The sequence below is a fragment of the Alphaproteobacteria bacterium genome (assembly GCA_041396705.1).
Lineage (GTDB): Bacteria > Pseudomonadota > Alphaproteobacteria > CALKHQ01 > CALKHQ01 > CALKHQ01.
Genome location: JAWKYB010000007.1, coordinates 16,764 through 42,129, shown reverse-complemented (window position 1 = coordinate 42,129; position 25,366 = coordinate 16,764). Strand labels below are relative to the sequence as shown.

Sequence of the window (25,366 nt, the reverse complement as noted above, 5' to 3'; positions counted from 1 at the left end):
CACGGACAAGGAACGGACGTTATGGACTGGCTTGCGCTCTATCCCTGGATCAAGGCGCTGCACATCGTCAGCGTGATGGCCTGGATGGCCGGCATGCTCTATCTGCCGCGGCTGTTCGTCTATCATTGCGACGCCCCGGCCGGCAGCCAGCAGTCGGAGACGTTCAAGGTGATGGAGCGCCGGCTGATGCGCGGCATCATCAACCCGGCGATGATCGCGACCTGGCTGTTCGGGCTGATCCTGCTGTTCCAGTTCGAGATCTACCGGTTCCCGTGGATGCACGCCAAGCTGGTGCTGGTGGTGGCGATGTCGGGCATCCACGGTTTCCTGTCGCAGTGCCGGCGGGCGTTCGCCGAGGACCGCAACACCCGCAGCGCGCGGTTCTATCGCATCCTCAACGAGGTGCCGGCACTGCTGATGGTGCTGATCGTTCTGCTGGCAGTGGCGAAGCCGTTCTGATCGCGCCAAAATACCACTTGATCCTGGGGGACCCATTCGCTACATGAATCGCGGGTTTCCATCCAAGCCTGAACTCCGTCGATGACCGGCGCATGCGGGCGTTCGAACGCGCCGTGTGGCACGGCTGCCCCCGCCGAGCATCATCGACCTACCCGCACATGAACGCGATCCGCCGCCCCTAGCGCAGGCGCGCATTTCAAGAGCACAGAATGAATCTGCAGGAACTGAAAGCGAAGGGCCCCGCTGAGCTGCTGGCTTATGCGGAGGACCTGGAGATCGAGAACGCCAGCACGCTGCGCCGGCAGGACATGATGTTCGCCATCCTCAAGCAGCTGGCCGACAACGATGTCGCGATCTACGGCAACGGCGTGCTCGAGGTGCTGCAGGACGGCTTCGGTTTCCTGCGCTCGCCGGAGGCGAACTACCTGCCGGGCCCCGACGACATCTACGTGTCGCCCAGCCAGGTCCGCCGGTTCGGCATGCGCACCGGCGATACCGTCGAGGGCGAGATCCGCTCCCCGCGCGACGGCGAGCGCTATTTCGCCCTGTTGAAGGTCAACTCGATCAACTTCGAGGACGTCGCCAGCGTCCGCCACCGCATCAACTTCGACAACCTGACGCCGCTCTATCCCGAGCGGCAGCTGAAGATGGAAGTCGAGAATTCCGAGAGCAAGGACCTCACCGCCCGCGTCATCGACCTGATCTGCCCGATCGGCATGGGCCAGCGCGCGCTGATCGTCGCGCCGCCGCGCACCGGCAAGACGGTGATGATGCAGCAGATCGCCCACTCGATCTCCGCCAACCACCCCGACGTCTACCTCATCGTGCTGCTGATCGACGAGCGGCCGGAAGAGGTGACCGACATGCAGCGGTCGGTGAAGGGCGAGGTGATCAGCTCCACCTTCGACGAGCCGGCCAGCCGCCACGTCCAGGTCACCGAGATGGTGCTGGAGAAGGCCAAGCGGCTGGTCGAGCACAAGCGCGACGTGGTGATCCTGCTCGATTCGATCACCCGGCTGGCGCGCGCCTACAACACCGTGGTGCCGTCCTCCGGCAAGGTGCTGACCGGCGGCGTCGACGCCAACGCCCTGCAGCGGCCGAAGCGCTTCTTCGGCGCCGCCCGCAACATCGAGGAGGGCGGCTCGCTGTCGATCATCGCCACCGCGCTGATCGACACCGGCAGCCGGATGGACGAGGTGATCTTCGAGGAGTTCAAGGGCACCGGCAACTCCGAGATCGTGCTCGACCGCAAGCTGGCCGACAAGCGCACCTTCCCGGCGATCGACATCGGCAAGTCCGGCACCCGCAAGGAGGAGCTGCTGGTCGACAAGGGCACGCTGTCGAAGATGTGGGTGCTGCGCCGCATCCTGATGCCGATGGGCACCACCGACTCGATGGAATTCCTGCTCGACAAGCTGCGGCACTCCAAGACCAACTCCGATTTCTTCCAGTCGATGAACCAGTAGCTGGCGCGTACCAGCGCCGCGCCTGGCATCAGCGCGCACGCGACCGGGCGTCCGTTCGCCTTGCCGTCAGCGCCGCCACGCGCACACGGCCGTCGCCGAGCGCGTACAGCAGGTTTTCCAGCATCGTCGGCAGGTCGTCGCCGACCACCAGGTGCAGGCCCAGCGGCGGCAGCCCGGGCTTCGCCAGCCTGCGCACGAGGAAGGCCCGCGCCCGTTCGGTCCAGTCGTCGCGGACCTCGATGGCGAAGCCGGCGGCCTGCAGCGCGGCGGCCATCGCCGCCTCCGTCGCCAGGTGCGACTGCGCCGGCCGGCGGGCCCAGGGTACCGGCAGCGCCGGGCCGTCGCCGGCCACCCTCACCACGTCGTAGAGCACGAAGCGGGCGCCGGGCCTGAGCACGCGGGCGATTTCCCGATAGAACCGGTGCTTGTCGGCGACGTTCATGCCGACATGCAGCGACCAGGCCGCGTCGAAGCCGGCGTCGGCGAAGGCGGCGAGGTCGGTGACGTCGCCGCGCAGCAGCGCGACCCGGTCGTCGAGCCCGGTCCAGGCCGACAGCGCGTTGCCGGCGGCGCACAGCGCGGCGTCGAGGTCGACCCCGGTGACCCGGCAGCCGCGCGCCTGCGCCAGCCGCCGGGCCGGCCCGCCCAGCCCGCAGCCGGCGTCGAGCACGTGCATGCCGGCGGCCGGGTCCAGCCGCGCGATCAGCGCCGCGGTCGCCGCCGGCCCGCACAGGTGGAACTCGTCGACCGGCGCCAGATCGTCGAGCCGCAGCCGGTCCGGTCCGTCGACACGCTTGCCTGCGTCGTCCAGCGCCGCCGCGATCCGCCCGGCCAGCGTGCCCGGTTCGGCCCCTCGTGCCGGCACGGCGTCGTGCCGGCCGCCGCTATGGCAGCAGCACGGTCGAGCCGGTGGTCTTGCGCGCCTCCAGGTCGCGATGGGCCTGGGCGGTGTCCTTCAGCGGATAGGTCTGCTCGACCTCGATCCTGACCTTGCCGCCGGCGACCACGTCGAACAGCGCGTGCGCGCTTTCCTCCAGCTCGGCGCGGGTGGCGGTATAGGTCATCAGCGTCGGCCGGGTGACGTACAGCGAGCCCTTGGCCGACAGCACCAGCAGGCTGAAATCCGGTACCGGACCGGAGGCGTTGCCGAAGCTGACCATCATGCCGCGCGGGCGCAGGCAGTCCAGCGAGCCCATGAAGGTGTCCTTGCCGACGCCGTCATAGACCACCGCGACGCCCTTGCCGTCGGTGATCTCCCGGGTCCGCTTGACGAAGTCCTCGGTGCGGTAGTTGATCACGTGGTGGCAGCCGTGCGCCTTGGCCAGCTCGGCCTTCTCCGCCGAGCCGACGGTGCCGATCACGGTGGCGCCGAGGTGGTTCAGCCACTGGCTGGCGATCAGGCCGACGCCGCCGGCCGCCGCGTGCAGCAGCACGTTGTGGCCCGGCTCCACCTTGAAGGTGCGGCGGATCAGATATTCCACGGTCATGCCCTGCAGCATCATCGCCGCGGCGCTGCGGTCGTCGATCGCGTCGGGCAGCCTCACCGCCTTTTCCGCCGGCATCAGCCGGGTCTCGGCATAGCCGCCCAGGCAGGTGCCATAGGCGATGCGGTCGCCGGCCTTGAAACCGGCAACGCCCTCGCCGACCGCATCGACCACGCCGGCCGCCTCCATGCCGATCACCGCCGGCATCGCCGCCATCGGATACAGCCCGCCGCGGTGATAGGTGTCGATGTAGTTCAGCCCGACCGCGGTCTGCCGCACCCGGATCTCGCCGGGGCCGGGGTCGCCGACGCTGATCTCGTCCCAGCTCAGCACCTCCGGCCCGCCGGTCTGGTGAATGCGAATGGCGTGCGCCATGATCTGTTCTCCGGGTTTCAGGTTATGCGAAATCGTGCGGCCGGCCCGCAGGCGGCGCGTCCTTCGGGACGCTGCCCCATGGGCGGCTCCTCTGCACAGGCCGCGCGCTGTGGCGGGCGTTCGGTGCCGGTGCGTCCTTCGAGACGCCGCCCTGCGGGCGGCTCCTCAGGATGAGGCGAAGCAGGAGGCCGCCATCCGCCGCCGGCGCCGGTCGGCACACGTCCGTCCACACCCGGCACGCGCCCCCGCCACGCACCCGCCCCTCATCCTGAGGAGGCGCGCACGGCGCGTCTCGAAGGACGCACCCGCCCCGCCACCGCCTTGCCGAATGCCCCGCCATGCACCGCCCCTATCCTGAGGAGGCGCGCCCGCGCCGTCTCGAAGGACGCACCCCGCCCCCGCCAAGCCGCCTTGCCGAATGCCCCGCCACGCACCGCGCCCCTCATCCTGAGGAGGCGCGCGCCGCGCGCCGTCTCGAAGGACGCACCCCGCCTCTGCCACGCACCCCCGCCACGCGCTGGCTCAGGACAGGTGCTTGGCGAAGAACTCGCGGGTGCGGCGGTTGGCGGTCTCGGCCGCGTCCTCGTCGTAGTGGGCGCCGCCGGGGCGGGCGAAGGCGTGGTCCATGCCGGCATAGCTGTGGATCGAGACGTGCTTGACCTTGGCCAGCGCCTCCTTGATCTGGGCCTGCGCCTCGGGCGGGCAGAACTGGTCCTTCTCGGCGATGTGCAGCATCAGCGGGCGGTGGATGTGCCCGGCCTCGCCCAGCGCCGCCTCGATGCCGACGCCGTAATAGCCGACGTTGCAGTCGGCGTCGGTGCGGGTGGCGCACAGATAGGCCAGCTTGCCGCCCAGGCAGTAGCCGACGGTGCCGACCGCGCCGCTGGCGCCCTGCAGCGCCCGCGCCGCCGCGATGGTCGCCTTCAGGTCGTCCACGCCCTTGGCCTCGTCGAAGCCCTGGTACAGCTGGAAGGCGCGGCCCCATTCGGCCTCGGTGCGGTCGGTCAGCTCGATGCCCGGCTCCTGCCGCCAGAACAGGTCGGGGCAGACGGCGATATAGCCCTGCTCGGCCAGGTCGGCGCAGATGTCGCGCATCACCTGGTTGATGCCGAAGATCTCCTGGATCGCGATCACCGCCGGCCCGCCGCCGTCGGCCGGCCGGGCGACGAAGGCCTTGAACGATCCGCTGCCGTCGCTGGCATCGATGGTGATGGTGGCCATGGCCGGCTTCCCCCTCTGCGCGTGGTTGGTTCGGTTATGGAGCCGAACAATAGGGTCAGCCGAGCGGCAGGTCGAGTTGTTCGGCCGGCATGCGCGCGCCCTCCAGCCGCAGCAGCGCGCGCTTCGTGGCGAGCCCGCCGCGGCCGCTGTAGCCGCCCATGCCGTCGGCCGCCAAGATGCGGTGGCACGGCACCACGATCGGGATCGGATTGTCGCCGCAGGCGGTGCCGACCGCCCGCGCCGACGCGCCCAGCTCCGCCGCCACCGCGCCATAGCTGCGGGTCTCGCCGTAGGGGATCGCCACCATCGCGTCCCACAACGCGCGCTGGAACGGCGTGCCGCGCGGGTCGGCCGGCACGGCGAAGCGGCGCAGCTCGCCGGCGAAATAGGCCGCCAGCTCCGCCGCCAGCGCCCGCGCCGCGGCCGAGGCCGGCGCAACCGTCGGCTGCCGCGTCCAGCCCAGCCGCAGCAGCGTGCCGCCGGCGAATTCCGCCCGCAGCCGCCCGACCGGGCTGTCCAGCACGCAGATGTCGTCGGCATCGGTCATGCGCCCACCATACACCCCCGCCCGGCCGGAGTCCGCCGCCGCACCGCTGCCGGACCGGCGGCAACGGATGCACAAGCGCTGCGTGCACCAGAAGCGCACCACGCACCCCCTCCCCCGGCCACGGGGGAGGGTTGGGGAGGGGCGTGGCGCGGACGCGCGGGCTTGCGCAGGCCACAGGTCAATTGGCCGCCCGTCCCTACAGCCGCGCCCGCGGCGGCCGAAGCGGGCGCCTCAGTCTGCCGCGGCGAGCGGCGGGCGGGCGAGGATGGCGGCGAGCTCCTGCGCGTCGGTGACCGGCGGCGAGCAGGTCATCGCGGCGCAGACATAGGCGGTGGCCCGGCCGCCGGCCATCGCCTTGCCGGCGGCAGGGTGGCCCTCCGGCAGCGCCGCGCCGGCGGCCACCGGCTGCACCGTTCTCAGCGGCGCGAAGGCGGTCCAGGCGGCGCGCTGCAGCGCGGCGAAGTCGTCGCTGCCCGGCGCGCCGACCACCACGACCACCTGGCCGGCCTGCAGCAGGGCGGCGGCGTTGATCAGCCCGCACAGCGAGAAATAGCGCCGCTCCAGCCCGGCGGCGAAGCCGCGCACGATCGCGTCCGCCTTCTCGGCGTGGGCGCCGTCGCCGGTCAGCAGCCACAGCCGGGCCAGGTTTTCCACCATGATCGCGTTGCCGGACGGGGTGGCGTCGTCATAGGCCTCGCGCCGGCGCACGATCACGTCGTCGACGTCGTCGGCGGTGAAGAAATAGCCGGCGCCATCCGCGGTGCCGTAGTGCGCGTCCAGCGTCGCCAGCCAGGCCTGCGCGTCGGCCAGGCTGTCGGCGTCGCCCTGGGCCTGGTGCAGCGCCAGCGCGGCCGCGATCATCTGGGCATAGTCGTCCAGCGTGGCGACGTGGCGGTTCTGGCCCTTGCGCCGGCTGTGCATCAGCCGGCCGCCGCCGCCGCCGCCGCCGCCATCGGCCGCCAGCGCCGCGCGGACATGGGCATAGGCGCCGCGGGCCAGCCGCAGCCAGTCGGGCCGGTCGAAGGTCATCGCCGCGCCGGCCAGCGCCGCGATCATCAGCCCGTTCCAGTCGGTCAGGATCTTGTCGTCGCGGCCCGGCCGCACCCGCACGGCGTCGCGCTCGCGGAACAGCACGTCGCGGGCGCGGCGCAGCGCCTCCTCGACCGCGGCCGCCTGCAGCGCCGGCGCGTGCAGCCGGTTGAGGATGGTGCGGCCCTCGAAATTGCCCTCGGCGGTCACCCCGTAGGCCTGCTTGAACAGCGCGGCGTCGGGGCCGAGCAGCTGGTCGATCTCCGCCTCCGACCAGACGTAGTACTTGCCCTCCTCGCCCTCGCTGTCGGCGTCCAGCGTGGCGGCGAAGGCCTGGCCGGGCACGCCCGGCTCGGCCGGGGCCAGCATCTCGCGCTGCAGCCAGTCCACCGTCTCCGCCGCGCGCTGGGCGAACAGCGGGTCGCGGGTCGCGGTCCAGGCGGTGGCCAGCGCCGACAAGAGCTGGGCGTTGTCGTACAGCATCTTCTCGAAGTGCGGCACCAGCCAGCGTTCGTCGACCGAATAGCGGGCGAAGCCGCCGCCGAGATGGTCGTAGATGCCGCCCTGGCACATCCGCCTGAGCGTCAGCCAGGCCAGGTCGCCATACTGGCTCGACGCCGGGTGGCCGTGGCGGTGGTGGGCCTGCACCAGCAGCGCCAGCGCCTGCGGCTGCGGGAATTTCGGCGCGCCCTGCATGCCGCCGTCGACCGGGTCGAACTGGCCGGCCAGGTGGGTGGCGATGCGGTCGCGGATCTCGGATCGGATCTCTGGCTTTATCTCGCCCGCCTCGCCGGCCGCCGCCGCCGTCCCGGCCATCTGGGCCAGCGCGGTGCGCAGCGCGGTCACGTTCTGGCGCACCTTGTCGGGCTCGCGGGCATAGGTGTCGGCGACGCCGCGCAGCACGTCGGCGAAGCCGGGCCGGCCCCAGCGCCCGGTCGGCGGGAAATAGGTGCCGCCCCAGAACGGCTCGCGGCCGGGGGTCAGGAACATGGTCAGCGGCCAGCCGCCCTGCTGGCCGAGATGGGCCAGCGCGCGCTGGTAGATCGCGTCCAGGTCCGGCCGTTCCTCGCGGTCGACCTTGATGTTCACGAAATGCGCGTTCATCAGCTCGGCGATCGCCGGGTCCTCGAAGCTCTCGTGCGCCATCACGTGGCACCAGTGGCAGGCGGCATAGCCGACCGAAAGCAGGATCGGCCGGCCCGAGGCCTCCGCATCCGCCAGCGCCGCCGCATCCCACGGCTGCCAGTGCACCGGGTTGGCCGCATGCTGCAGCAGATAGGGACTGGTCTCCGCGGACAGGCGGTTGGATGACATGCGCAGTTCCCCTCCCGGCGTTCCGGCGCGGCCGCGTGCGAGCGCCGGCGCCTGCGGTCAGGAACTAGGCGGTTTGGCGGCGGGAGGCAAATGCGAGTGGCCACGAGCAAAGGTATCGCCCAGTGTGCCTGGAGCGTAGCTGTGTATCGCGGACGCTGTAGGCACAGATGCCGTCAAGAAAAGACAAACACGATGCCGGCACCTCCAAGGAAATCGGTAAATTCCGGTTGTTCCTTGTCCAGATAAACGCATTTTATCCTAAACCTGACCTGGAGATCTCTGTTCCGACTCCATGTGTTCCGTCATCCTGAAGCCACCTGTCCGGAGTGCTCTGGGTGAAAACGGACTAGGCGCAAAATTGGGGCATTGGTCTACGGTTCGGAGCGGCGATGCCAGATCGCACGGACAGGCCGGCTGGAAAACAGAGGATTATTCGGATCAGGTCTGACTGAGCGGTTCTGATCCTGTGCGGTGCCCTACGAACTGACAGCGCCTCGCCGCGAGCGAAACCTTCACGCGTATGCAAGAATTTCGTCGTTGGGAGATTCCGAGACTGAATGAGCTTGCCACGGCTGAGTAGCGAATCGACAGCGGAACGCCACGTCATCCTGACTCCCGATCGCGTGAACCAAGTTCTACGGTCGCCGTGGAGCGTTTGGCTCGTTGATCGATCGACCGGAACCCAAGTTCAGACCTTCGAAATGGGTGTCGAGCGCCTTGAGGATATCCACCTTTGACGAGAATTGCCGAGGGCACGAGGATCGCTGTCAACGAACGAGATGCTCGATGTGCGACGAGTTGCGTCATCGCGCCGTCGATGAACGAGCCGAACACCACGGCCGATGGCTTCGTAGTGATCCGGAGTGAGAAACGGACTAGGTTCGTCATTATGGCTAAAAACCCAAGGATCGAGCGGCAGTTTGAACGGGTGGTAGACAGTTTTGCGCATGCCGACGGCCACACAGTACACAAGCAGGGCGAGGCCGCAAGCGCGGCCTTCGCTGCCCAAGATCGGAAAACCAGAAGCGCGGTCAGCCGGGCTGCTAGGCATCGTGCCCGAACGTCCACTGCGCGGAACTGGTTGTCATCCCTTGTACAAGAACTTGTCTTCAATGCTCTTCCGGCCTGATCCGAGCCGCTTCGACAGCGGCGCGGATCGCGGCCCGTTGAGTTGCATAAGGTCCATAGTGCTTCCCCTTATGCATATCGTCCATTGGCCCTCGTGGAGCACCACGAAGTACTGAGCGCGAGGCATAGCTAGGGTTTCCTTCGTCAGTTCACGTTAGGGTTGAGTATCCATGATCAAATTCGCACCCGAGATGCTGCCTTATGCGGGTGAGGATGCCGAGGTAGCGTTTGTGCTGCTCAGGATGCGCCGCTGGAATAGACCCGCGTCGGTGCCGGCGGTCGTCATCGGCGCGCAAACGGGGTTAGGGGTTACGGTGCCACTGCACTGAATAGGTACAGACGGCACGCACCTGCCTCGTGCCCCGAGCTCTCATCCCGAAAACGTCTCGAACAGTGGCAGTGCATGGCGTAGTCGAACGCATCCGCGACCGTCAGGTCACGCCGCCGCACAGGCAGGCTCCATCCGGTTCCATCGCGCGGTCCGTCTGCTGTCGTGCGCCGCGCGCCGGGTTGCACCCCGCCCGATCCCCGCAACAATACCCCTGCCGATGCCGCGCAGCACGCGGGGGTGCCGGCATATGCACCGCAACAGCCAGGGAGGCGTGCCATGGGCGCGTTCCGGATCGCCGCCGCCGTTGCCGCGCTGGTCGCCCCGCTGCTGGCCGGGGCGTCGGCGGCGCGGGCCTGCAGCGAGGATCTGGGCGGGGCGACGCCGCTCTACCGGATGTTCGAGTTCGCCGGGCCGATCGGCCTGCCGCCGGACGACCCGCGGGTGACCACGCGGGTGTGCGAGTGGCAGACCACCCGCGACGTGCGCACCCCGCCGGACTGCGACGTGCGCGGCATCACCGTGGTCGGCGACGGCCCGCGGCCGGCCGCCCTCGACGTGGTCCGGGTGATCGACGGGGTCACCGCGGTCTCGCGCACGCCGGCCGGCGGCAACGGCAGCTGGACGCTGGAGTACAACGGCTCGATGCAGTGCAACAGCGACGACTGCAAGCGCAGCCTGTATCTGGTGCGCACCAGCGCGCCGGTGCCGAGCTTCGTCTGCGCCCAGTTCCTGCAGTTCCGCCTGCGGATCTATTGAGCGCGCGGCCGGCGCCGCCCGGGTCACCCCCTACCGCACCCGCGCGAACGAGAACCGGGTCACGCCCGATCCGGGCAGCTGCAGCACGCCGATGGTCGGGTCCGAGCACCGAGCCGCCGCCAGTGACGGTCATGCTGTCGGCGTTGTCGTCGGCCCCGTCGTGGACCACCAGCGTGCCGGTCTGGCCGGTGCCGAAGCCGGGCATCGCCGCCAGCGCGAACACGCCGTAGCCGAAGCCGAGGTCGGGCAGGGTGGCGGCGCCGCCGGCCGCGGCGGCGAAGTGGCAGAGCCTGAGCGTGGTGTTGCGGTCCTGGCCGCCGGGGCTGAGCAGGCCGGAGACGTAGTTCTCGTTGTGGTCGTCCTCGTTGTCGAGCACCACGGTCAGCGCGCGCGCGCCGGCCGGGCAGCGTGGCCCGAGCTGCAGCACCGAATAGGGCGTGGTCGCCGGGCCCAGGCGGGCGCCGTCGACGCGGCAGAACTCCAGCCAGGCGTTGCGGTCGGCCCGGCTGGCGCCGGTCCAGCCGGTGGCGGCGGTGCGCGGCCTGTCGTCCTCGGCATCCATGTAGACGGTGATCGGCTCGCCGGCGCCGCAGTCGACCCCGGCGGCCAGCACGCCGACGTCCTGCGCCCCGGTCGCCGGCGCCGGATAGATCGTCAGCGCGCCGAGCGCGTCGAACGGCGACAGCCCGGCGGAGCCGAACCGCACCGTGTCGGGGTCGAAGTCGGTGCAGTCGGTGTCGTAGCTCATCAGCGAACTGCGGTCGTAGGGCCCGATCGCGACGGCGCCGCCGGGCCCCGGGCTCCACGGGTCGCCGAGGTTCAGCAGGTGGTCGATGGCGATGTCGGAGCCTTGGCAGGCGGCCGGCCGGTCCGGCCGCTGGCTCTCGTGATAGTAGCCGAGCATGTGGCCGAACTCGTGCGGCCCGTATTCGGCGATGCAGCGCGCCTCGCCGGCCGAACACGGGTTCATCTTGCGGCCCCAGGTGTTGAGCAGGATCGAGAAGCTGGCGGTGGAATGGCGGCCGCGGCTGGCCGGCCCCCACGGCAGCGGCGAATGCGGCACCCGGGTGTTGTCGCTGATCAGATAGAGGCCGGCATAGTCGCCGGCCTGGCCGGCGGGCACCGCGCGGCACGGCAGCCAGCCGGTGAAGCGCAGCCGGGTGCCGGCCTCCCAGGTGGCGGCCAGCGCGCGGCGCAGGAAGGTGATCGCCTGGGCCAGGCTGCCGCTGCCGGCCTCGCTGCCGTCGACGATGCAGACCTTGACCACGGTCCAGCCGCCGGCGTTGGCCGGCCATTCGCTGTCGCTGTCGAAGAACACCGCCCGGCCGCGGCCGGGGCTGAGCACGAGGGCGCAGGCGAGCAGCGCCGGCAGCAGCCTGGACATTGTGGCGGAACTCCTGAGGACCGAACGGAATCGCGCGTTGCGGGCCGGTCGCGCGGCCGGTGTGCCGATCGGGGCCGCGCAGCCTCCGCCGCCGCCGGGCGGCGCGCAAGCGGATTCGGATACGCGCGCGCGGCCGTGTATGGTCGGCGTCCCGCGACCGGCAACGGAGCCCGCGATGAAGATCAAGATCGAGATCGACTGCTCGCCGGAGGAGGCGCGCGCCTTCTTCGGCCTGCCCGACGTGCGCGCGGTGCAGGAGGCGGCGGCCGAGGCGATGAAGGCCCGCATCGGCGACGCCATCGGCAGCGCCGACCCGCAGGAGCTGTTCCATCTGGTTCAGCTCCAACGCCGGCAAGGCGATGACCGAGGGCTTCCAGGCGCTGCAGCGCGCCTTCTTCGCCCAGGCCGGCCGCGGCCCCGGCGCCGCGCCGGGCAAGGACGACACGCCCGAAGGCTGAGCCGGGCGGGTCCGCGACGACGCGGGCCGAGCCGCGGCGCCCCTCCCCGGTCACGGGGAGGCCGGGAGGGCGGGTGGCGCGGCGGCGTCGCCGCGCCGGCGTCGGGCGAGAGAGCGCCTGCCCTGCCCCCTCCCCGCGCGGCGTTCCGCGGCGGCGCGAACTGTGCGATTCTCGCCGGTGCCGTTTCCGCACGAGGCCCCGGCCGCCGCGATGCCAGACAGCGACACCACCCAGACCCCCGACCGCGACACCATCGTCGCGCTGTCCAGCGGCGCGCTGCCGGCCGGGGTGGCGGTGGTCCGCGTCTCCGGGCCGGCGGCCGGCGCGGTGCTGCGGGCGCTGGCCGGCGCGCCGCCGCCGCCGCCGCGGGTGGCGAGCCTGCGTGCGCTGGCGGCGCCCGACGGCGGGCCGATCGACCGCGGGCTGGCGCTGTGGTTCCCGGCGCCGGCCAGCTTCACCGGCGAGGACGTGGCCGAGCTGCACGTGCATGGCGGCCCGGCGGTGGTGGCGGCGCTGCTCGACGCGGTCACCCACGCCGGCCGCGCCCGGCTGGCCCGGCCCGGCGAGTTCACCCGCCGCGCCTTCGACAACGGCCGGCTCGACCTGACCGCGGTCGAGGGGCTGGCCGACCTGATCGCCGCCCGCACCGAGGCCCAGCGCCGCGCCGCGCTGCGCCAGGCCGAGGGCGGGCTGGCCCGGCTGGCCGCCGGCTGGCGCGCCGCCCTGCTCCGCGCCCAGGCCCATCTCGAGGCGGCGATCGACTTCGCCGACGAGGCGCTGCCGGACGGGCTGGAGGCCGCGGTCGGCGCGGCGCTGGACGGCGTGCGCGCCGAGATCGCGGCGGCGCTGGCCGACGGCCGCCGCGGCGAGCTCGCCCGCGCCGGCGTCCATGTCGCGCTGGTCGGCCCGCCCAATGTCGGCAAGTCCAGCCTGCTCAACCGGCTGGCCCGGCGCGACGTCGCCATCGTCTCCGACATCGCCGGCACCACCCGCGACGTGGTCGAGGTGACGCTCGACCTCGGCGGCGTCCCGGTGGTGGTGGCCGACACCGCCGGCCTGCGCCGCCGGCGACGGTGGAGGCGGCCGGCGTCGCCCGCGCCGAGGCCCGCCGCCGCACCGCCGACATCTCGATCGTGGTCGCCGACGCCCGCGACCTGGCCGGCGCGGCGGACGCGGCCGCCGCGGCGGGGCTCGGCGACGGCCCGACCGCGCTGGTGCTGGCCAACAAGGCCGACCTCGTCCCCGGGCTCGCGGCCGACCTGGCTGGCGACCCGGCTTCAGACGCGGGCGGCGGCCCGCTGCCGGCGACGCTGGGCGGGATGCCGGTGCTGGCCGTCTCGGCGCTGACCGGCGCCGGCATCGACGCCTGGGTCGCCGATCTCGGCGCCCGCGTCGCCGCGCTGGCCGGCACGGTCGGCGATGCCGGCGTCGTCACCCGCAGCCGCCACCGCGCCGAGCTCGGCCGCGCCGCCGATGCGCTGGCGCGGGCGCGTGCCGCGCCGACCGTCGACCTGATGGCCGAGGACGTGCGCCTCGCCGTCGCCGCCATCGGCCGGCTGACCGGCGCCGTCGACGTGGAGGACCTGCTCGACGTGATCTTCGCGGACTTCTGCATCGGCAAATAGCCCGCCGGCCGGCCAGCGTGGGCGCCGACCGGCCCACGCGCCCGCCCGCCTCCCCCACCCCGTCATTGCGTGGCGCCGCAGGCGCCGCGGCGATCCAGGGATGCCGCGCACGGCGCGGGGGCGGAATGTTTCACGTGAAACACTGGCGCCGGCGCGCCGCGGAATCCCGTTGCCTTGCGCCGGCGGCGACGACTAGGGTCCGCGCCATGAAACCGGGCGGCGGCTTCGACGTGATCGTGATCGGCGGCGGCCATGCCGGCTGCGAGGCGGCGGCGGCGGCGGCGCGGGTCGGCGCGCGCACGGCGCTGGTCACCCACCGGCTCGACGGCCTCGGCGAGATGTCGTGCAACCCGGCGATCGGCGGCCTCGGCAAGGGTCACCTGGTCCGCGAAATCGACGCGCTCGACGGGCTGATGGCACGCGCGATCGACCGCGCCGGCATCCAGTTCCGCATGCTCAACGCCAGCAAGGGCCCGGCGGTGCGCGGGCCGCGCGCCCAGGCGGACCGCGCCCGCTATCGCGCCGCCATGCGCGCGCTGCTCGACGCCCAGGACGGGCTGACCCTGGTCGCCGCCGCGGTCGAGGACCTGGCGCTGGACGCCGGCGGCGCGGTCGCCGGCGTGGTCGCCGCCGACGGCCGCACGCTGACGGCGCCGCGGGTGGTGCTGACCACCGGCACCTTCCTGCGCGGCGTGATCCATGTCGGCACCGAACAGACGCCGGCCGGCCGCTTCGGCGAGGCGCCGTCGCTGGGCCTGGCGGCGACGCTGGCGCGGCTCGCCCTGCCGCTGGGCCGGCTGAAGACCGGCACGCCGCCGCGGCTCGACGGCCGCACGGTCGACTGGGCGGCGCTGGCGATGCAGCCGGGCGACGACCCGCCGGTGCCGTTCTCGACCCTGACCGCGCGCATCGAGACGCCGCAGATCCAGTGCGGGATCACCGCGACCACGCCGGCCGGCCACGCCCTGATCCGCGCCAACCTGGACCGGGCGCCGCTGTACAGCGGCCAGATCGCGTCGACCGGGCCGCGCTACTGTCCGTCGATCGAGGACAAGGTGGTGCGCTTCGCCGACCGGGACCGCCACCAGATCTTCCTCGAGCCGGAGGGGCTCGACGACCACACCGTCTATCCCAACGGCATCTCGACCTCGCTGCCGGTCGACGTGCAGGCCGGGTTGCTGCAGACCATTCCGGGGCTGGAGCGGGCGGCGATGCTGCGCCCCGGCTATGCCATCGAATACGACTATGTCGACCCGCGCGCCCTGCGCCCGACGCTGGAGCTGCGCGCCGTGCCCGGGCTCTACCTCGCCGGCCAGATCAACGGCACCACCGGCTACGAGGAGGCGGCGGCACAGGGCCTGGTCGCCGGGCTGAACGCCGCGCTGGCGGCCGGCGGCGGCGCGCCCTTCGTGCTCGACCGCGCCGACGCCTACATCGGCGTGATGATCGACGACCTGGTCACCCGCGGCGTCACCGAGCCCTATCGCATGTTCACATCGCGGGCCGAGTTCCGGCTGCGGCTGCGCGCCGACAACGCCGACCAGCGGCTGACGCCGCGCGGGCTGGCGGCCGGCTGCGTCGGCCCGGCGCGCGCGGCGGCCTTCGCCGCCAAGGCGGCGGCGCTGGAGGCGGCGCGGGCCGAACTGGCGGCGTGCGTCGCCAGCCCGACCGCGCTGGCCGCCCGCGGCCTGCCGGTCAACCAGGACGGGCTGGCGCGCAGCGCCTTCGACCTGCTGGCGCATCCGCAGGTCGGCCGCGACGGCGTGCTGGCCGCCTGGCCGGACCTGGCGGCGCTGGACGCCGGCGTGCTCGACCAGGTCGCGATCGACGCGCTCTATGCCGGCTACATCCGCCGGCAGGAGGCCGACGTCGAGGCCTATCGCCGCGACGTCGCGCTGCGGCTGCCCGACGACCTCGACTACGGCCGGGTCGGCAGCCTGTCGAACGAGGTGCGCGAGAAGCTGGCGGCGGCGCGGCCGGCCAATTTGGGCGCGGCGGCGCGGATCCCAGGCGTCACCCCGGCGGCGCTGGTCGCGCTGCTGCGCCATGTCCGGCAAGATTCTCGGCGCCATGCCTAGAATCGGCGGGTAACGACGGTGGCCGGCGGCGTTGCGGCCCCGTGGCCGGCCGAGCTGGACGCGGCGTTTGCGCTGCTGAATGTTTCACGTGAAACATCGGCCCGCCTCGGCGCCTATGTCGCGGCGCTGGAAAAGTGGAATCGCAGCATCAATCTGGTCAGCGCGCGCTCGCTGCGCGAGGTCTGGCGCCGCCATGTGCTCGATTCGGCGCAGCTGGTGCCGCTGCTGCCGCCCGACACCGCCACGATCGTCGATCTGGGCAGCGGCGCCGGCCTGCCGGGCGGCGTCATCGCCTGCCTGCACCCGGCGCGGGTGCACATGATCGAGGCCGACCGCCGCAAGGCGATCTTTCTGGGCGAGATGGTGCGATCGCTGCGACTCGACGCGGTGGTCCATGCGAGTCGAATCGACGCGGTGCGCGGGCTGGTGGCGGACGTGGTCACCGCCCGGGCGCTGGCGCCGCTGCCGGAGCTGCTGGCGCTTGCGGCGCCGTTCTTGGCCGAAAAGTCACAATGCCTATTCCTCAAATCGCAAGATATTGCGTCCGAGTTGACGGCAGCCACAAAACATTGGAGATTCGACGCCACCCAGACGCCGAGCATCAGTGACCGGCGCGGGCTTGTGCTGAGGATCCGCCATGTTGAACGTCGCTGAGCAGGCCGCTCCCGTCCCGACCCCGACCGTCCCGACCGCTGCGCCGCCGCTCGGCAAGGTGATCGCGATCGCCAACCAGAAGGGCGGCGTCGGCAAGACGACCACGGCGATCAACCTGGGCACCGCGCTGGCGGCAGCCGACTGCAAGGTGCTGATCGTCGACATGGACCCGCAGGGCAATGCCAGCACCGGGCTCGGCCTCGGCGCCAAGTCGCGCGAGCGGCACATCTATCACGTGCTGGTCGACGGCAGCCCGATGGAGTCGGTGATCCAGCCGTCGCAGGTGCCGGGGCTGTGGGTGGCGCCGGCGACGCCGGACCTGCTCGGCGCCGAGCTGGAGCTGGTCGACGCGCCGCGCCGCGCCACCCGGCTGCGCGACGCGCTGGCCGCAGTCGCCGACCGCTTCGACGTGATCCTGTTCGACTGCCCGCCCTCGCTGGGCCTGCTGACGCTGAACGCGCTGACCGCGGCGGACTCGGTGATCGTGCCGCTGCAGTGCGAGTTCTTCGCGCTGGAGGGCCTGAGCCACCTGGTCCGCAACATCGAGCGGGTCAAGCGCAGCTTCAACCCGGGGCTGACCGTCGGCGGCGTGATCCTGACCATGCACGACCGCCGCAACCGGCTGTCGGACATGGTGGCGGCCGACGTGCGCAGCCATTTCGGCCCGCTGGTGTTCGGCACCATCGTGCCGCGCAACGTGCGCGTGTCCGAGGCGCCCTCGCACGGCAAGCCCGTCCTGATCTATGATTGGCGCTGCCCGGGCGCGCAGGCCTATGTGCGGGTGGCCGCCGAGCTGCTGCGCCGGAGGAGAAAGGGGGCGTGACGATGGCCGACGAGCTTCCGCGCCGCGGCCTCGGACGCGGGCTCGACGCGCTGTTCGGCGACGACTATGCCAGCGACGCGGCGCGGCTGGACGCGGTGCGCGCCAGCAAGGCGGTGCCGATCGAAAGCCTGACGCCCGGTCCCTACCAGCCCCGGCGTCGTTTCGATGACGAAACGCTTGCCCAGCTGGCGGAATCGATCGCCCGCCACGGCCTGCTGCAGCCGATCCTGGTGCGCCGCCACCGCGACGACCCGCAACGCTACGAGATCGTCGCCGGCGAGCGGCGCTGGCGCGCGGCCCAGCTCGCCCGGCTGCACGAGGTGCCGGTGGTGGTCCGCGACATGGACGACCACGACACGCTCGAGGTGGCGCTGGTCGAGAACATCCAGCGCCAGGACCTGTCGCCGCTGGAGGAGGCCGACGGCTATCGCCGGCTGATCGAGGAATTCGCCTATACCCAGGAGGCGCTGGCCAAGGCGCTGGGCCGCAGCCGCAGCCACATCGCCAACACCCTGCGGCTGCTCGGCCTGCCCGAGCCGGTAAAGAAGCTGGTCGACGACGGCCGGCTCTCGGCCGGCCACGCCCGTGCGCTGCTGGGCGCGGCGGACCCGGTGGCGATGGCCGAGCAGGCGGTGGCCCGGGGCCTGACCGTGCGCGACATCGAGAAGCTGGCGGCGCGCAAGCCGAAGCCGGCCGCCGCTGCCCCCGCCGCACCGGCGGCGCGCGATCCCAACATCGTCGCGCTGGAACGGCAGATCTCCGACGTGCTCGGCCTCAAGGTCTCGATCATCGGCACCACCCACGGCCACCTCGCCGTCGAGTACCGCAACCTCGACCAGCTCGACATGGTGATCAACCGCCTGACCGCCCGGAAATAGCCGCGCCGGGCCGGGCGCGCGGCCGGCCGTCGCCCCGGATTTCGCTACGCTGCATCCGGGCTACGGGGCGAACCGGGGCCGGGGCACCGCCATTCCTCATCCTGAGGCGGCGCGCAGCGCGCGCCGTCTCGAAGGACGCACCGTCTGGGCGCCTTGGGCATGTGCCCTGGATTGCCGCGCCGCCTGCGGCGGCTCGCAATGACGGCACGAGCGGGCATTCGCGGGTGCCGGCGATTACGCCGCGGTCTTGGTTCGGCGTTCTGCCACACGCGACCCGGATTGCGCTGCGCTTCATCCGGGCTACGGGAGTATGGGGCTGCGGGGGCGGTCAGCTGCGGCAGACGACGGCACCGGAGGCGATCAGCTCGTCGAGCAGGGCCATGGTGGTACGGCCGGAGCAGGTGAAGGGGTCGAGCGTGGCGCGGTCGGAAAAGCGCAGCAGCACGGCCGGGTTGATGCGGCCGACATTGACCTGGCCCATGGTCCAGTTGGCGAAGCGGCGCTCGGCGATCTCCTCGTAGACCAGCAGGCGCACGTCCGCGTGCCGCTCGTCGCGCACGATCGCGGCGAACAGGTCGCAGACCGCGTCGCGCCCGCCCTCCAGCAGCTGCACGAAGACGTCGTCGGTATAGCCGAGCATGCCGGTGATGCCGCGCGCCGGGTTGTTGCGCATGGATTGTTGCAGGATCGAATCGACGACGCCGGCGGCGACGCCGCGGGTCGGCCGGCTGGCATAGAGGCAGTGGACGAGCATGGCGGCCGCGCTTCCCTTCCTCAGTTCTTCAGGTTGATCAGCGACAGGAACTCGCGGCGCAGCGCCGGGTCCTTCAGGAAGGCGCCGCGCATCACGCTGTTGACCATCTTCGAGCCGGTGTCCTTCACCCCGCGCCAGTGCATGCAGAAATGGTCGGCCTCCATCACCACCGCCAGGCCATCCGGGCGCACCGTGTCCATCAGCAGGTCGGCGAGCTGGGTGATCGCCTCCTCCTGGATCTGCGGCCGCGCCATGATCCAGTCGGCCAGGCGGGCGAATTTCGACAGGCCGATCAGGTTGGAATGCTGGTTCGGCAGCACGCCGAGCCAGAGCATGCCCATGATCGGGCACAGGTGGTGGCTGCAGGCGCTGCGCACCGTGATCGGGCCGACGATCATCAGCTCGCTGAGATTGGCGGCGTTGGGGAACTCGGTCACCGACGGCGCCGGCACATAGCGGCCGCGAAACACCTCGTTCAGGTACATCTTGGCGACCCGGCGGGCGGTGTCGTGGGTGTTGTGGTCGGCTGCGGTGTCGATGACCAGGCTCTCGAGCACGGCGCCCATCTTCTCGGTCACCTCGTCGAGCAGCGCGTCCAGCTCGCCCGGCTCCAGCAGGTCGGCGATGTTGTCGTTGGCGAAGAACGGCCGGTTCGCCGCCTTCAGCCGGGCGCGGATCCGCGCCGACACCGGCAGAATGCTCGCCTCGGCGGGCCGTACTGCGTCGTCCATCTCCGTTCGCCGTCCCCGGTGGCCTGATCCCTCATCAAGCTAGCGCGCGGGCAACCTGGTTCCAAGCCGCACGGATGCAACGTCGCGAAACGATCGCTCCCCAGCGCCGTCGGCGTGCTACCATGGCACGAGTGGTGCGGCGGCTTAGCACGCCATGGTGTGCATGGCCGCGCCACGGTCTGCGGGAGGCCATACGCAATTCGGGGCACGGCGCGCTGCAAACCGCAGCCGTCCCCCAGGGAGGCGCTGCGATGTGCGGTCTGTCGGAGTTTCAGAAGTGGGCGAAGAAAAAGGGCTATGCGGTCTGTTTCATCAACCAGGCCAAGACCCCGATCCTGATGGTCAAGCACCTGCCGTTCGCCAGCAACCAACTGGTCGAGTTGAACAAAGGCCTGTGGGGCAATTCCACCAACGGTTTCTGCACCGGCGCGGCCATACACTGGATCTGCTATCGCTATCACGGCGCCGAGTTCTACCACCACCCGGAAACGCTATGGGTCGACATCCCGTTCCATGAGATGACCAAATGCCAGAACTACCTGGAGTCGAACGACAGCAATATGAAATACATCGACCGCGTCGAGCATGTGCTCAGCTGGTACGGCCTCAAGATCAATCGGGGCCTGTATATCATTATCGAAAAGCCCGCGGTGGACAAGATCATCGACCATACCCTGAAATACCCCGGCTACTGCTTCCTTCTGGTCATGCACGGCGACGGGCCGGGCCATGCGCTCGCCATCCACAGCATGGGCAAGGCGGGCTGGCGGCTGTTCGACGTCAACGAGGGTGTATTTCAGTGCGTGGTCAACGTCGGCAGTGAACACGAGAATGTCCACAAGCTGTTCAAGGAACACATGACCGAATGCGAATACTCGATCAGATACTCGCAATACTATCTGATCGGCATCGAAAAACCTCCCTACGTTTCCGGGGCATTCGATAGCTTCAAGTTCATCATCCAGTTGGAAACCAATCTGGCCATGCACAAGAAGTAGGCGGCAACGCCGCGCCCGGCAGGTCAGCCGCGGCCGCCGCGGCTGGCGACGCTGAGCACGGTCTGGCCGCCGATCGCCTCCTCGGGGTAGCCGGTCGACTTGACCCGCACCTCGGCGGCCAGCAGGTGGCGCAGCAGCTGGCGCAGGCTGGCGGTGCCGTGGCGGCGCAGGATCGCCTGGAACGCGGCCTCGTCCCTGAAGAACACCGGCGGGCGCAGCACCTTCATCGCCGCGGCGGGCGGCGTACCGCCGGCGACCAGCTCGGCCGCGACCAGCGCGCGCTGGGCGACCCGGGCCAGGCTGCGCAGGATCGCCACCACGCTGGTGCCCTCGGCCAGCGAACGGCGATAGAGCCGGGCCGCCTCGCCGGCGCGGCCGGACAGGGCCGCGAAGGCGATCGCGTCCATCGCCTGGCCGCTGTCGTCGGAGACCACCGCCAGCACGTCGTCGGCATCCACCGCGGTGGCGCCGGGCCCGGCATAGGCGGCCAGCTTGGCCAGCTCGCTGCGGGTGGCGCGGCGGTCGGCGCCGAGCATCGCCGACAGCATCGACAGCGCGTCGGCGGTCGGCTTCAGGCCGGCCTCTGCCAGGCTGGCCGCGATCACCCGGGTCAGCGCCGCGCCCTCGTCGGCATAGCAGGCGATCGCCGCAGCGGCGTCGGCCGTCTCGAACAGCTTGCGCAGCGACGAGCGGCCGGGCAGCTCGCCGGCCTCGACCACCAGCAGCGCGTCCTCCGGGTCGCCGGGCAGCCGGTCGGCCAGCGCGGCGGCCAGTCTGTCGCCGGCCTCGCGCACCCGCACGGCACGGCGGCCGCCGATCAGCGAGCGGGCGGCGAGCTCGTCGGACAGCCGGGCGGGGTCGTCGACGATGTCGCGCTCGCCCAGCATGGCGACGTTGAACGGGTCGCCGATGTCGGCGACGACCCGGCGGACCAGGCCGTCGGCGCGCTCCTGCACCAGCCCGCTGTCGGGGCCGTAGACCAGATAGGCGAGGAAGCCGGGCCGTTCGGCGCGCAGCTCGCGCTCGATCGCCGCCCCGGCCAGCTTGGCCATCGCGGCTCAGCCCGGCCGCTGCAGGAACAGCCCGACCCGCGTCGCGATGCGGTCGCCGAGCTCGACCAGGGCGCGGTCGCGCGCGTCGCGCTCCGCGCTCAGGGTCGCATATTCGGCGGTCAGGGTGTCGTAGCTTGAATAGGAGCGGATGGTGTCGACCAGCACGATCTCGCCGGTGGTCAGGTCGGTCAGCGCCAGCGCGGCGGTGATGGTCAGGTTGGTGCGGGTCGCGGTCTCGTCGCGCTGCACCGCGATGCCGATCGCGCTCTCGCTCAGGTCGACGTCGAGCAGGTAGAGCGTGTCCGCCGCCGCGCCGAACGGGTGCATCCGGTGCAGCAGCTGGTTGCGCAACAGCTGGCCGGAACGGTCGGCGATCAGGCCGATCTCGACGGCGGCCAGCTGCTCGGTCGGGACCGAGCCGGGCAGGTCGCCGTAGATCGGCTTGAAGCCGCAGCCGCCGGCCGGCAGCGCAGCCGACAGCATCGCCGCCGCCAGGGCGGCGCGGCAGCGGCCGCCGGCTGTACGCACCGCGCTCACGCGACCACGATGTTGACGATGCGGTTCGGCACCACCACCACCTTGCGGACCTGCTTGTCGGCGATGGTGCGCTGGACCGCGTCGATCGCCAGCGCGCCGGCCTCGGCCGCCGCGCGGTCGGCGTCGCGCGGCAGGTCGAGGGTGGCGCGCAGCTTGCCGTTGACCTGCACCGCGATGCGCACGGTGTCGTCGACCAGCAGCGCCGGATCGGCCTCCGGCCAGGCCGCCTGGGCGGCCAGACCGGCGTTGCCCAGCCGCTCCCACGCCGATTCGGCCAGGTGCGGCATCATCGGCGCGGCGAGCAGGGCCAGCGCGTCCAGCGCCTCGCGCATGGCGGCGCCGGCCCCGGCGTCGGCGTCCTCGGGCACCGCCTGCAGCACGTTGACCAGCTCGTAGAGCTTGGCCACGGCGCGGTTGAAGCGGAACTGGTCGATGTCCTCGCTGACGCCGGCGACGGTCTTGTGCACCGCCTTGCGGATCGCCTCGGCCGCCGCGCCGGTTGCCGCGGTGCCGGCGGCGGGGCGCCGGTCGGCCCAGTCGTCGACCAGGCGCCACAGCCGGTTGACGAAGCGGAACGCGCCCTCGACCCCGGCGTCGGTCCACTCCATGTCGCGCTCGGGCGGGCTGTCGGACAGCACGAACCAGCGGGCGGTGTCGGCGCCGTAGCGGTCGATGATCGCCTCCGGGTCGACCACGTTGCGCTTCGACTTGCTCATCGATTCCGAACGGCCGACGGTCACCGGCTGGCCGGTGTCGACCCGCACCGCGCTGCCGTCCGGCCGCTTGTCGACCTGTTCCGGGTAGAGCCAGCCCTTGGCGTCGCGATAGGTCTCATGACAGACCATGCCCTGGGTGAACAGCCCGGCGAAGGGCTCGTCGATGCCGACCAGGTCGGCCTTGCGCATGGCGCGGGTGAAGAAGCGCGAATAGAGCAGGTGCAGGATGGCATGCTCGACGCCGCCGATATACTGGTCGACCGGCAGCCAGTAGTCGACGTCGGCGCGCTCCACCGGCTGGTCGCCGCGCGGGGTGCAGTAGCGCGCGAAATACCAGGACGAATCGACGAAGGTGTCCATGGTGTCGGTGTCGCGCTCGGCCGGCTTGCCGCAGGACGGGCAGGCGACGTGCTTCCATGTCGGGTGGCGGGCCAGCGGGTTGCCGGGCACGTCGAAACTGACGTCGTCGGGCAGCCGCACCGGCAGCTGGTCGTCGGGCACCGGCACCACGCCGCAGCCGGCGCAGTGGATCACCGGAATCGGGCAGCCCCAGTAGCGCTGGCGCGAGATGCCCCAGTCGCGCAGGCGGAAGGTGATCGCGCCCTCGCCGGCGCCCTGCGCCTCCAGCCGGCGCACCACCTCGGCCTTGGCCTCCTCGACGCCCATGCCGTCGAGGAAGGCGGAGTGGCCGAGCCGGCCGTCGCCGGTATAGGCCTCGGCGTCGATGGCGAAGCCGGCCGGGTCGGCGTCGGCCGGGATCACCACCGGGCGCACCGGCAGGCCGTAGGTGCGGGCGAAGTCCAGGTCGCGCTGGTCGTGGGCCGGGCAGCCGAAGATGGCGCCGGTGCCGTAGCCCATCAGCACGAAGTTGGCGACGTAGACCGGCAGCGCGATCGCGGGATCGAACGGGTGCAGCGCGCGCAGCCCGGTGTCGTAGCCGCGCTTCTCGCCCTTCTCGATCTCCTCCTCGGTGGTGCCGCCGCGGCGGCACTCCACGAAGAACGCCGCGAGCCCCGGATCCTTGGCGGCGAGCGCCACGGCCAGCGGATGGTCGGCCGCCAGCGCGCAGAAGCTGGCGCCGAAGATGGTGTCGGGCCGGGTGGTGAACACGCGCAGCCGGTCGTCGCGGCCGGCCAGCGCGAATTCCATGTGTGCGCCGACCGAGCGGCCGATCCACTTCTCCTGCATCACCCGGACCTTGTTCGGCCAGCGGTCGAGCCCGTCCAGCGCCTGCAGCAGGTCGTCGGCATAGGCGGTGATGTTGAAGAACCACTGCTCCAGCTTGCGCCGCTCGATCAGCGCGCCAGAGCGCCAGCCGCGGCCGTCGATCACCTGCTCGTTGGCCAGCACGGTGTTGTCGACCGGGTCCCAGTTGACCCAGGCCAGCTGGCGATGGACCAGGCCGAGCGCCAGGAAGCGGTTGAACATCTTCTGCTGCTGGGCGTAGTAGCCCGGGTGGCAGGTGGCCAGCTCGCGCGACCAGTCCAGCGACAGGCCCATGCGCTTGAGCTGGCCGCGCATGGTGCGGATGTTGTCGTAGGTCCAGTCGGCCGGGTGGATGCCGCGCTCCATCGCTGCGTTCTCGGCCGGCAGGCCGAAGGCGTCCCAGCCCATCGGGTGCAGCACGTTGAAGCCGCGCGCCCGCTTGTAGCGCGCGACGACGTCGCCCATGGTGTAGTTGCGGACGTGGCCCATGTGGATGCGCCCCGACGGATAGGGGAACATCTCCAGCACATAGCATTTCGGCCGCGACCGGTCGGCGCCGGCGGCGAAGCAGTCATGCGCGTGCCAGGCGTCCTGCCAGCGCGCTTCGGATTCCTGGAAGTTGTAACGGCTCATCGGCGGGGCTGCACCTTGGCGCCGCGCGGGCGGCGCAGGCGGGTGGAAGATCGCCTGTGTTTAGCGAAATTGGCCGGGTGCGGCCAGTCCCGATCGCGGCTTCGCCCGGCGCGCCGGCCGCCGGCTCAGCCGGCGGTGGCGACGCGCAGCTGGCGGGCGCGGCTGAGGATCGCGTCCTCGATCGCGGTGCCGGTGCCGGTGTCGACCGCGGCGTCGACCCACTCGCCGCTGGCATCCCGGCTCTGCTTGAACACCGACACCCGCACGCCGTCGGCGCGCAGCTGGCGGGTCAGCACGAAGACGTTGAGCTTGAAGCGCTCCTCCGGCGATTCCGGCGGCGTATACCAGTCGGTCAGGATGACGCCGCCGAACGGGTCGGCGCTGCTGATCGGCATGAACGACACCGTGTCGAGCGAGGCGCGCCAGAGATAGCTGTTGACCGCGACCCCGGTCTCGCCGCCATCGACGTCGCGGTCGGGCGCGGTGGAGAACAGCACGATGTCGCCGCCGAACAGCTGGCCGACGTCGTCGCGCCGTTCCTCGGTGGTGCGCAGGTCGCGATCGATGGTGACGTTCGGGTTGTCCGAACAGGCCTGGGCCAGCAGCAGCAGCCCGATCGCGCCGATCGCAGAAGTCGCCGATCGCATCCCTCGTTATCCCCCGTCTCCAAGCGTCGCCCGGCCGTGCGGCGCGGGCGGACCAGCCCAGCATCGCCGGGATTGTGGCCAA

General features: G+C 71.5%; 20 protein-coding genes and 1 pseudogene. 9 read left to right on the top strand and 12 right to left on the bottom strand.

The window, feature by feature from the left end; translation table 11 throughout:
* Positions 1-21: 21 nt before the first annotated feature.
* Both hemJ and rho read left to right on the top strand, forming a co-directional pair.
* Complete coding sequence (gene hemJ / locus R3F55_11260) at positions 22-459, top strand: protoporphyrinogen oxidase HemJ (GenBank protein ID MEZ5667990.1); 438 nt, start codon at positions 22-24, stop codon at positions 457-459.
* Positions 460-668: 209 nt separating this feature from the next.
* Positions 669-1,925 carry a transcription termination factor Rho gene (gene rho, locus R3F55_11255; GenBank protein MEZ5667989.1) on the top strand — a complete coding sequence of 419 codons (1,257 nt, stop codon included), beginning with the start codon at positions 669-671 and terminating at the stop codon, positions 1,923-1,925.
* Positions 1,926-1,953: 28 nt separating this feature from the next.
* Here the strand turns inward: rho and R3F55_11250 are convergent, their stop codons facing one another.
* The 5 genes from R3F55_11250 to R3F55_11230 form a co-directional block, all read right to left on the bottom strand.
* Complete coding sequence (locus tag R3F55_11250; GenBank protein ID MEZ5667988.1) at positions 1,954-2,790, bottom strand: methyltransferase domain-containing protein; 837 nt, start codon at positions 2,788-2,790, stop codon at positions 1,954-1,956.
* A gap of 19 nt (positions 2,791-2,809) precedes the next feature.
* On the bottom strand, positions 2,810-3,784 hold the full coding sequence (locus R3F55_11245; GenBank protein ID MEZ5667987.1) for a quinone oxidoreductase: 975 nt from the start codon (positions 3,782-3,784) through the stop codon (positions 2,810-2,812).
* A 522-nt stretch (positions 3,785-4,306) separates the two neighbouring features.
* Complete coding sequence (locus R3F55_11240; protein ID MEZ5667986.1) at positions 4,307-5,005, bottom strand: dienelactone hydrolase family protein; 699 nt, start codon at positions 5,003-5,005, stop codon at positions 4,307-4,309.
* A 55-nt stretch (positions 5,006-5,060) separates the two neighbouring features.
* A complete protein-coding gene (locus R3F55_11235) occupies positions 5,061-5,552 on the bottom strand; it encodes a methylated-DNA--[protein]-cysteine S-methyltransferase (protein ID MEZ5667985.1) in 492 nt (163 codons plus the stop codon).
* A 231-nt stretch (positions 5,553-5,783) separates the two neighbouring features.
* A complete protein-coding gene (locus tag R3F55_11230) occupies positions 5,784-7,895 on the bottom strand; it encodes a thioredoxin domain-containing protein (GenBank protein MEZ5667984.1) in 2,112 nt (703 codons plus the stop codon).
* Between the two features lie 1,298 nt (positions 7,896-9,193).
* On the opposite strand from R3F55_11230, the gene R3F55_11225 reads away from it, so the two are divergent.
* Positions 9,194-9,352 (top strand): hypothetical protein, encoded by a 159-nt coding sequence (locus tag R3F55_11225; protein ID MEZ5667983.1) that lies wholly within the window; start codon positions 9,194-9,196, stop codon positions 9,350-9,352.
* Positions 9,353-9,931: 579 nt separating this feature from the next.
* Here the strand turns inward: R3F55_11225 and R3F55_11220 are convergent.
* Entirely contained in the window at positions 9,932-11,494 is a 1,563-nt protein-coding gene (locus R3F55_11220) for a hypothetical protein (GenBank protein MEZ5667982.1), read from the bottom strand.
* Positions 11,495-12,162: 668 nt separating this feature from the next.
* Here R3F55_11220 and mnmE point away from each other — a divergent pair.
* From mnmE to R3F55_11195, 5 genes and pseudogenes are all read left to right on the top strand, one after another.
* Positions 12,163-13,577 (top strand): annotated as a pseudogene (gene mnmE, locus R3F55_11215) (tRNA uridine-5-carboxymethylaminomethyl(34) synthesis GTPase MnmE).
* 206 nt (positions 13,578-13,783) lie between these two features.
* The gene (gene mnmG / locus R3F55_11210) at positions 13,784-15,655 is read left to right on the top strand and encodes a tRNA uridine-5-carboxymethylaminomethyl(34) synthesis enzyme MnmG (protein MEZ5667981.1); all 1,872 of its coding nucleotides are present in this window, start codon (positions 13,784-13,786) and stop codon (positions 15,653-15,655) included.
* Between the two features lie 18 nt (positions 15,656-15,673).
* Positions 15,674-16,309, top strand: coding sequence for a 16S rRNA (guanine(527)-N(7))-methyltransferase RsmG (gene rsmG, locus R3F55_11205; GenBank protein ID MEZ5667980.1), 636 nt, complete (start codon positions 15,674-15,676; stop codon positions 16,307-16,309).
* The gene (locus tag R3F55_11200; GenBank protein MEZ5667979.1) at positions 16,293-17,132 is read left to right on the top strand and encodes an AAA family ATPase; all 840 of its coding nucleotides are present in this window, start codon (positions 16,293-16,295) and stop codon (positions 17,130-17,132) included. Before rsmG ends, R3F55_11200 begins: the two co-directional genes overlap by 17 nt.
* Positions 17,133-17,134: 2 nt before the next feature.
* Entirely contained in the window at positions 17,135-18,010 is an 876-nt protein-coding gene (locus R3F55_11195) for a ParB/RepB/Spo0J family partition protein (protein ID MEZ5667978.1), read from the top strand.
* A 328-nt stretch (positions 18,011-18,338) separates the two neighbouring features.
* Here the strand turns inward: R3F55_11195 and R3F55_11190 are convergent, their stop codons facing one another.
* Both R3F55_11190 and folE read right to left on the bottom strand, forming a co-directional pair.
* Positions 18,339-18,764, bottom strand: coding sequence for a BLUF domain-containing protein (locus R3F55_11190; protein MEZ5667977.1), 426 nt, complete (start codon positions 18,762-18,764; stop codon positions 18,339-18,341).
* A gap of 20 nt (positions 18,765-18,784) precedes the next feature.
* Complete coding sequence (folE, locus tag R3F55_11185; protein ID MEZ5667976.1) at positions 18,785-19,495, bottom strand: GTP cyclohydrolase I; 711 nt, start codon at positions 19,493-19,495, stop codon at positions 18,785-18,787.
* A gap of 122 nt (positions 19,496-19,617) precedes the next feature.
* Here folE and R3F55_11180 point away from each other — a divergent pair, with 122 nt between their 5' ends.
* Positions 19,618-20,493 carry a hypothetical protein gene (locus R3F55_11180; protein ID MEZ5667975.1) on the top strand — a complete coding sequence of 292 codons (876 nt, stop codon included), beginning with the start codon at positions 19,618-19,620 and terminating at the stop codon, positions 20,491-20,493.
* A 23-nt stretch (positions 20,494-20,516) separates the two neighbouring features.
* On the opposite strand, the gene holA is transcribed toward R3F55_11180, so the two are convergent.
* The 4 genes from holA to R3F55_11160 all read right to left on the bottom strand — a co-directional run bounded on the left by holA (position 20,517) and on the right by R3F55_11160 (position 25,284).
* On the bottom strand, positions 20,517-21,545 hold the full coding sequence (gene holA / locus R3F55_11175) for a DNA polymerase III subunit delta (GenBank protein ID MEZ5667974.1): 1,029 nt from the start codon (positions 21,543-21,545) through the stop codon (positions 20,517-20,519).
* A gap of 6 nt (positions 21,546-21,551) precedes the next feature.
* Complete coding sequence (locus tag R3F55_11170) at positions 21,552-22,082, bottom strand: hypothetical protein (GenBank protein MEZ5667973.1); 531 nt, start codon at positions 22,080-22,082, stop codon at positions 21,552-21,554.
* A complete protein-coding gene (leuS, locus tag R3F55_11165; protein MEZ5667972.1) occupies positions 22,079-24,637 on the bottom strand; it encodes a leucine--tRNA ligase in 2,559 nt (852 codons plus the stop codon). Before leuS ends, R3F55_11170 begins: the two co-directional genes overlap by 4 nt.
* Before the next feature lie 125 nt (positions 24,638-24,762).
* Entirely contained in the window at positions 24,763-25,284 is a 522-nt protein-coding gene (locus R3F55_11160; protein ID MEZ5667971.1) for a DUF3576 domain-containing protein, read from the bottom strand.
* Positions 25,285-25,366: the final 82 nt, after the last annotated feature.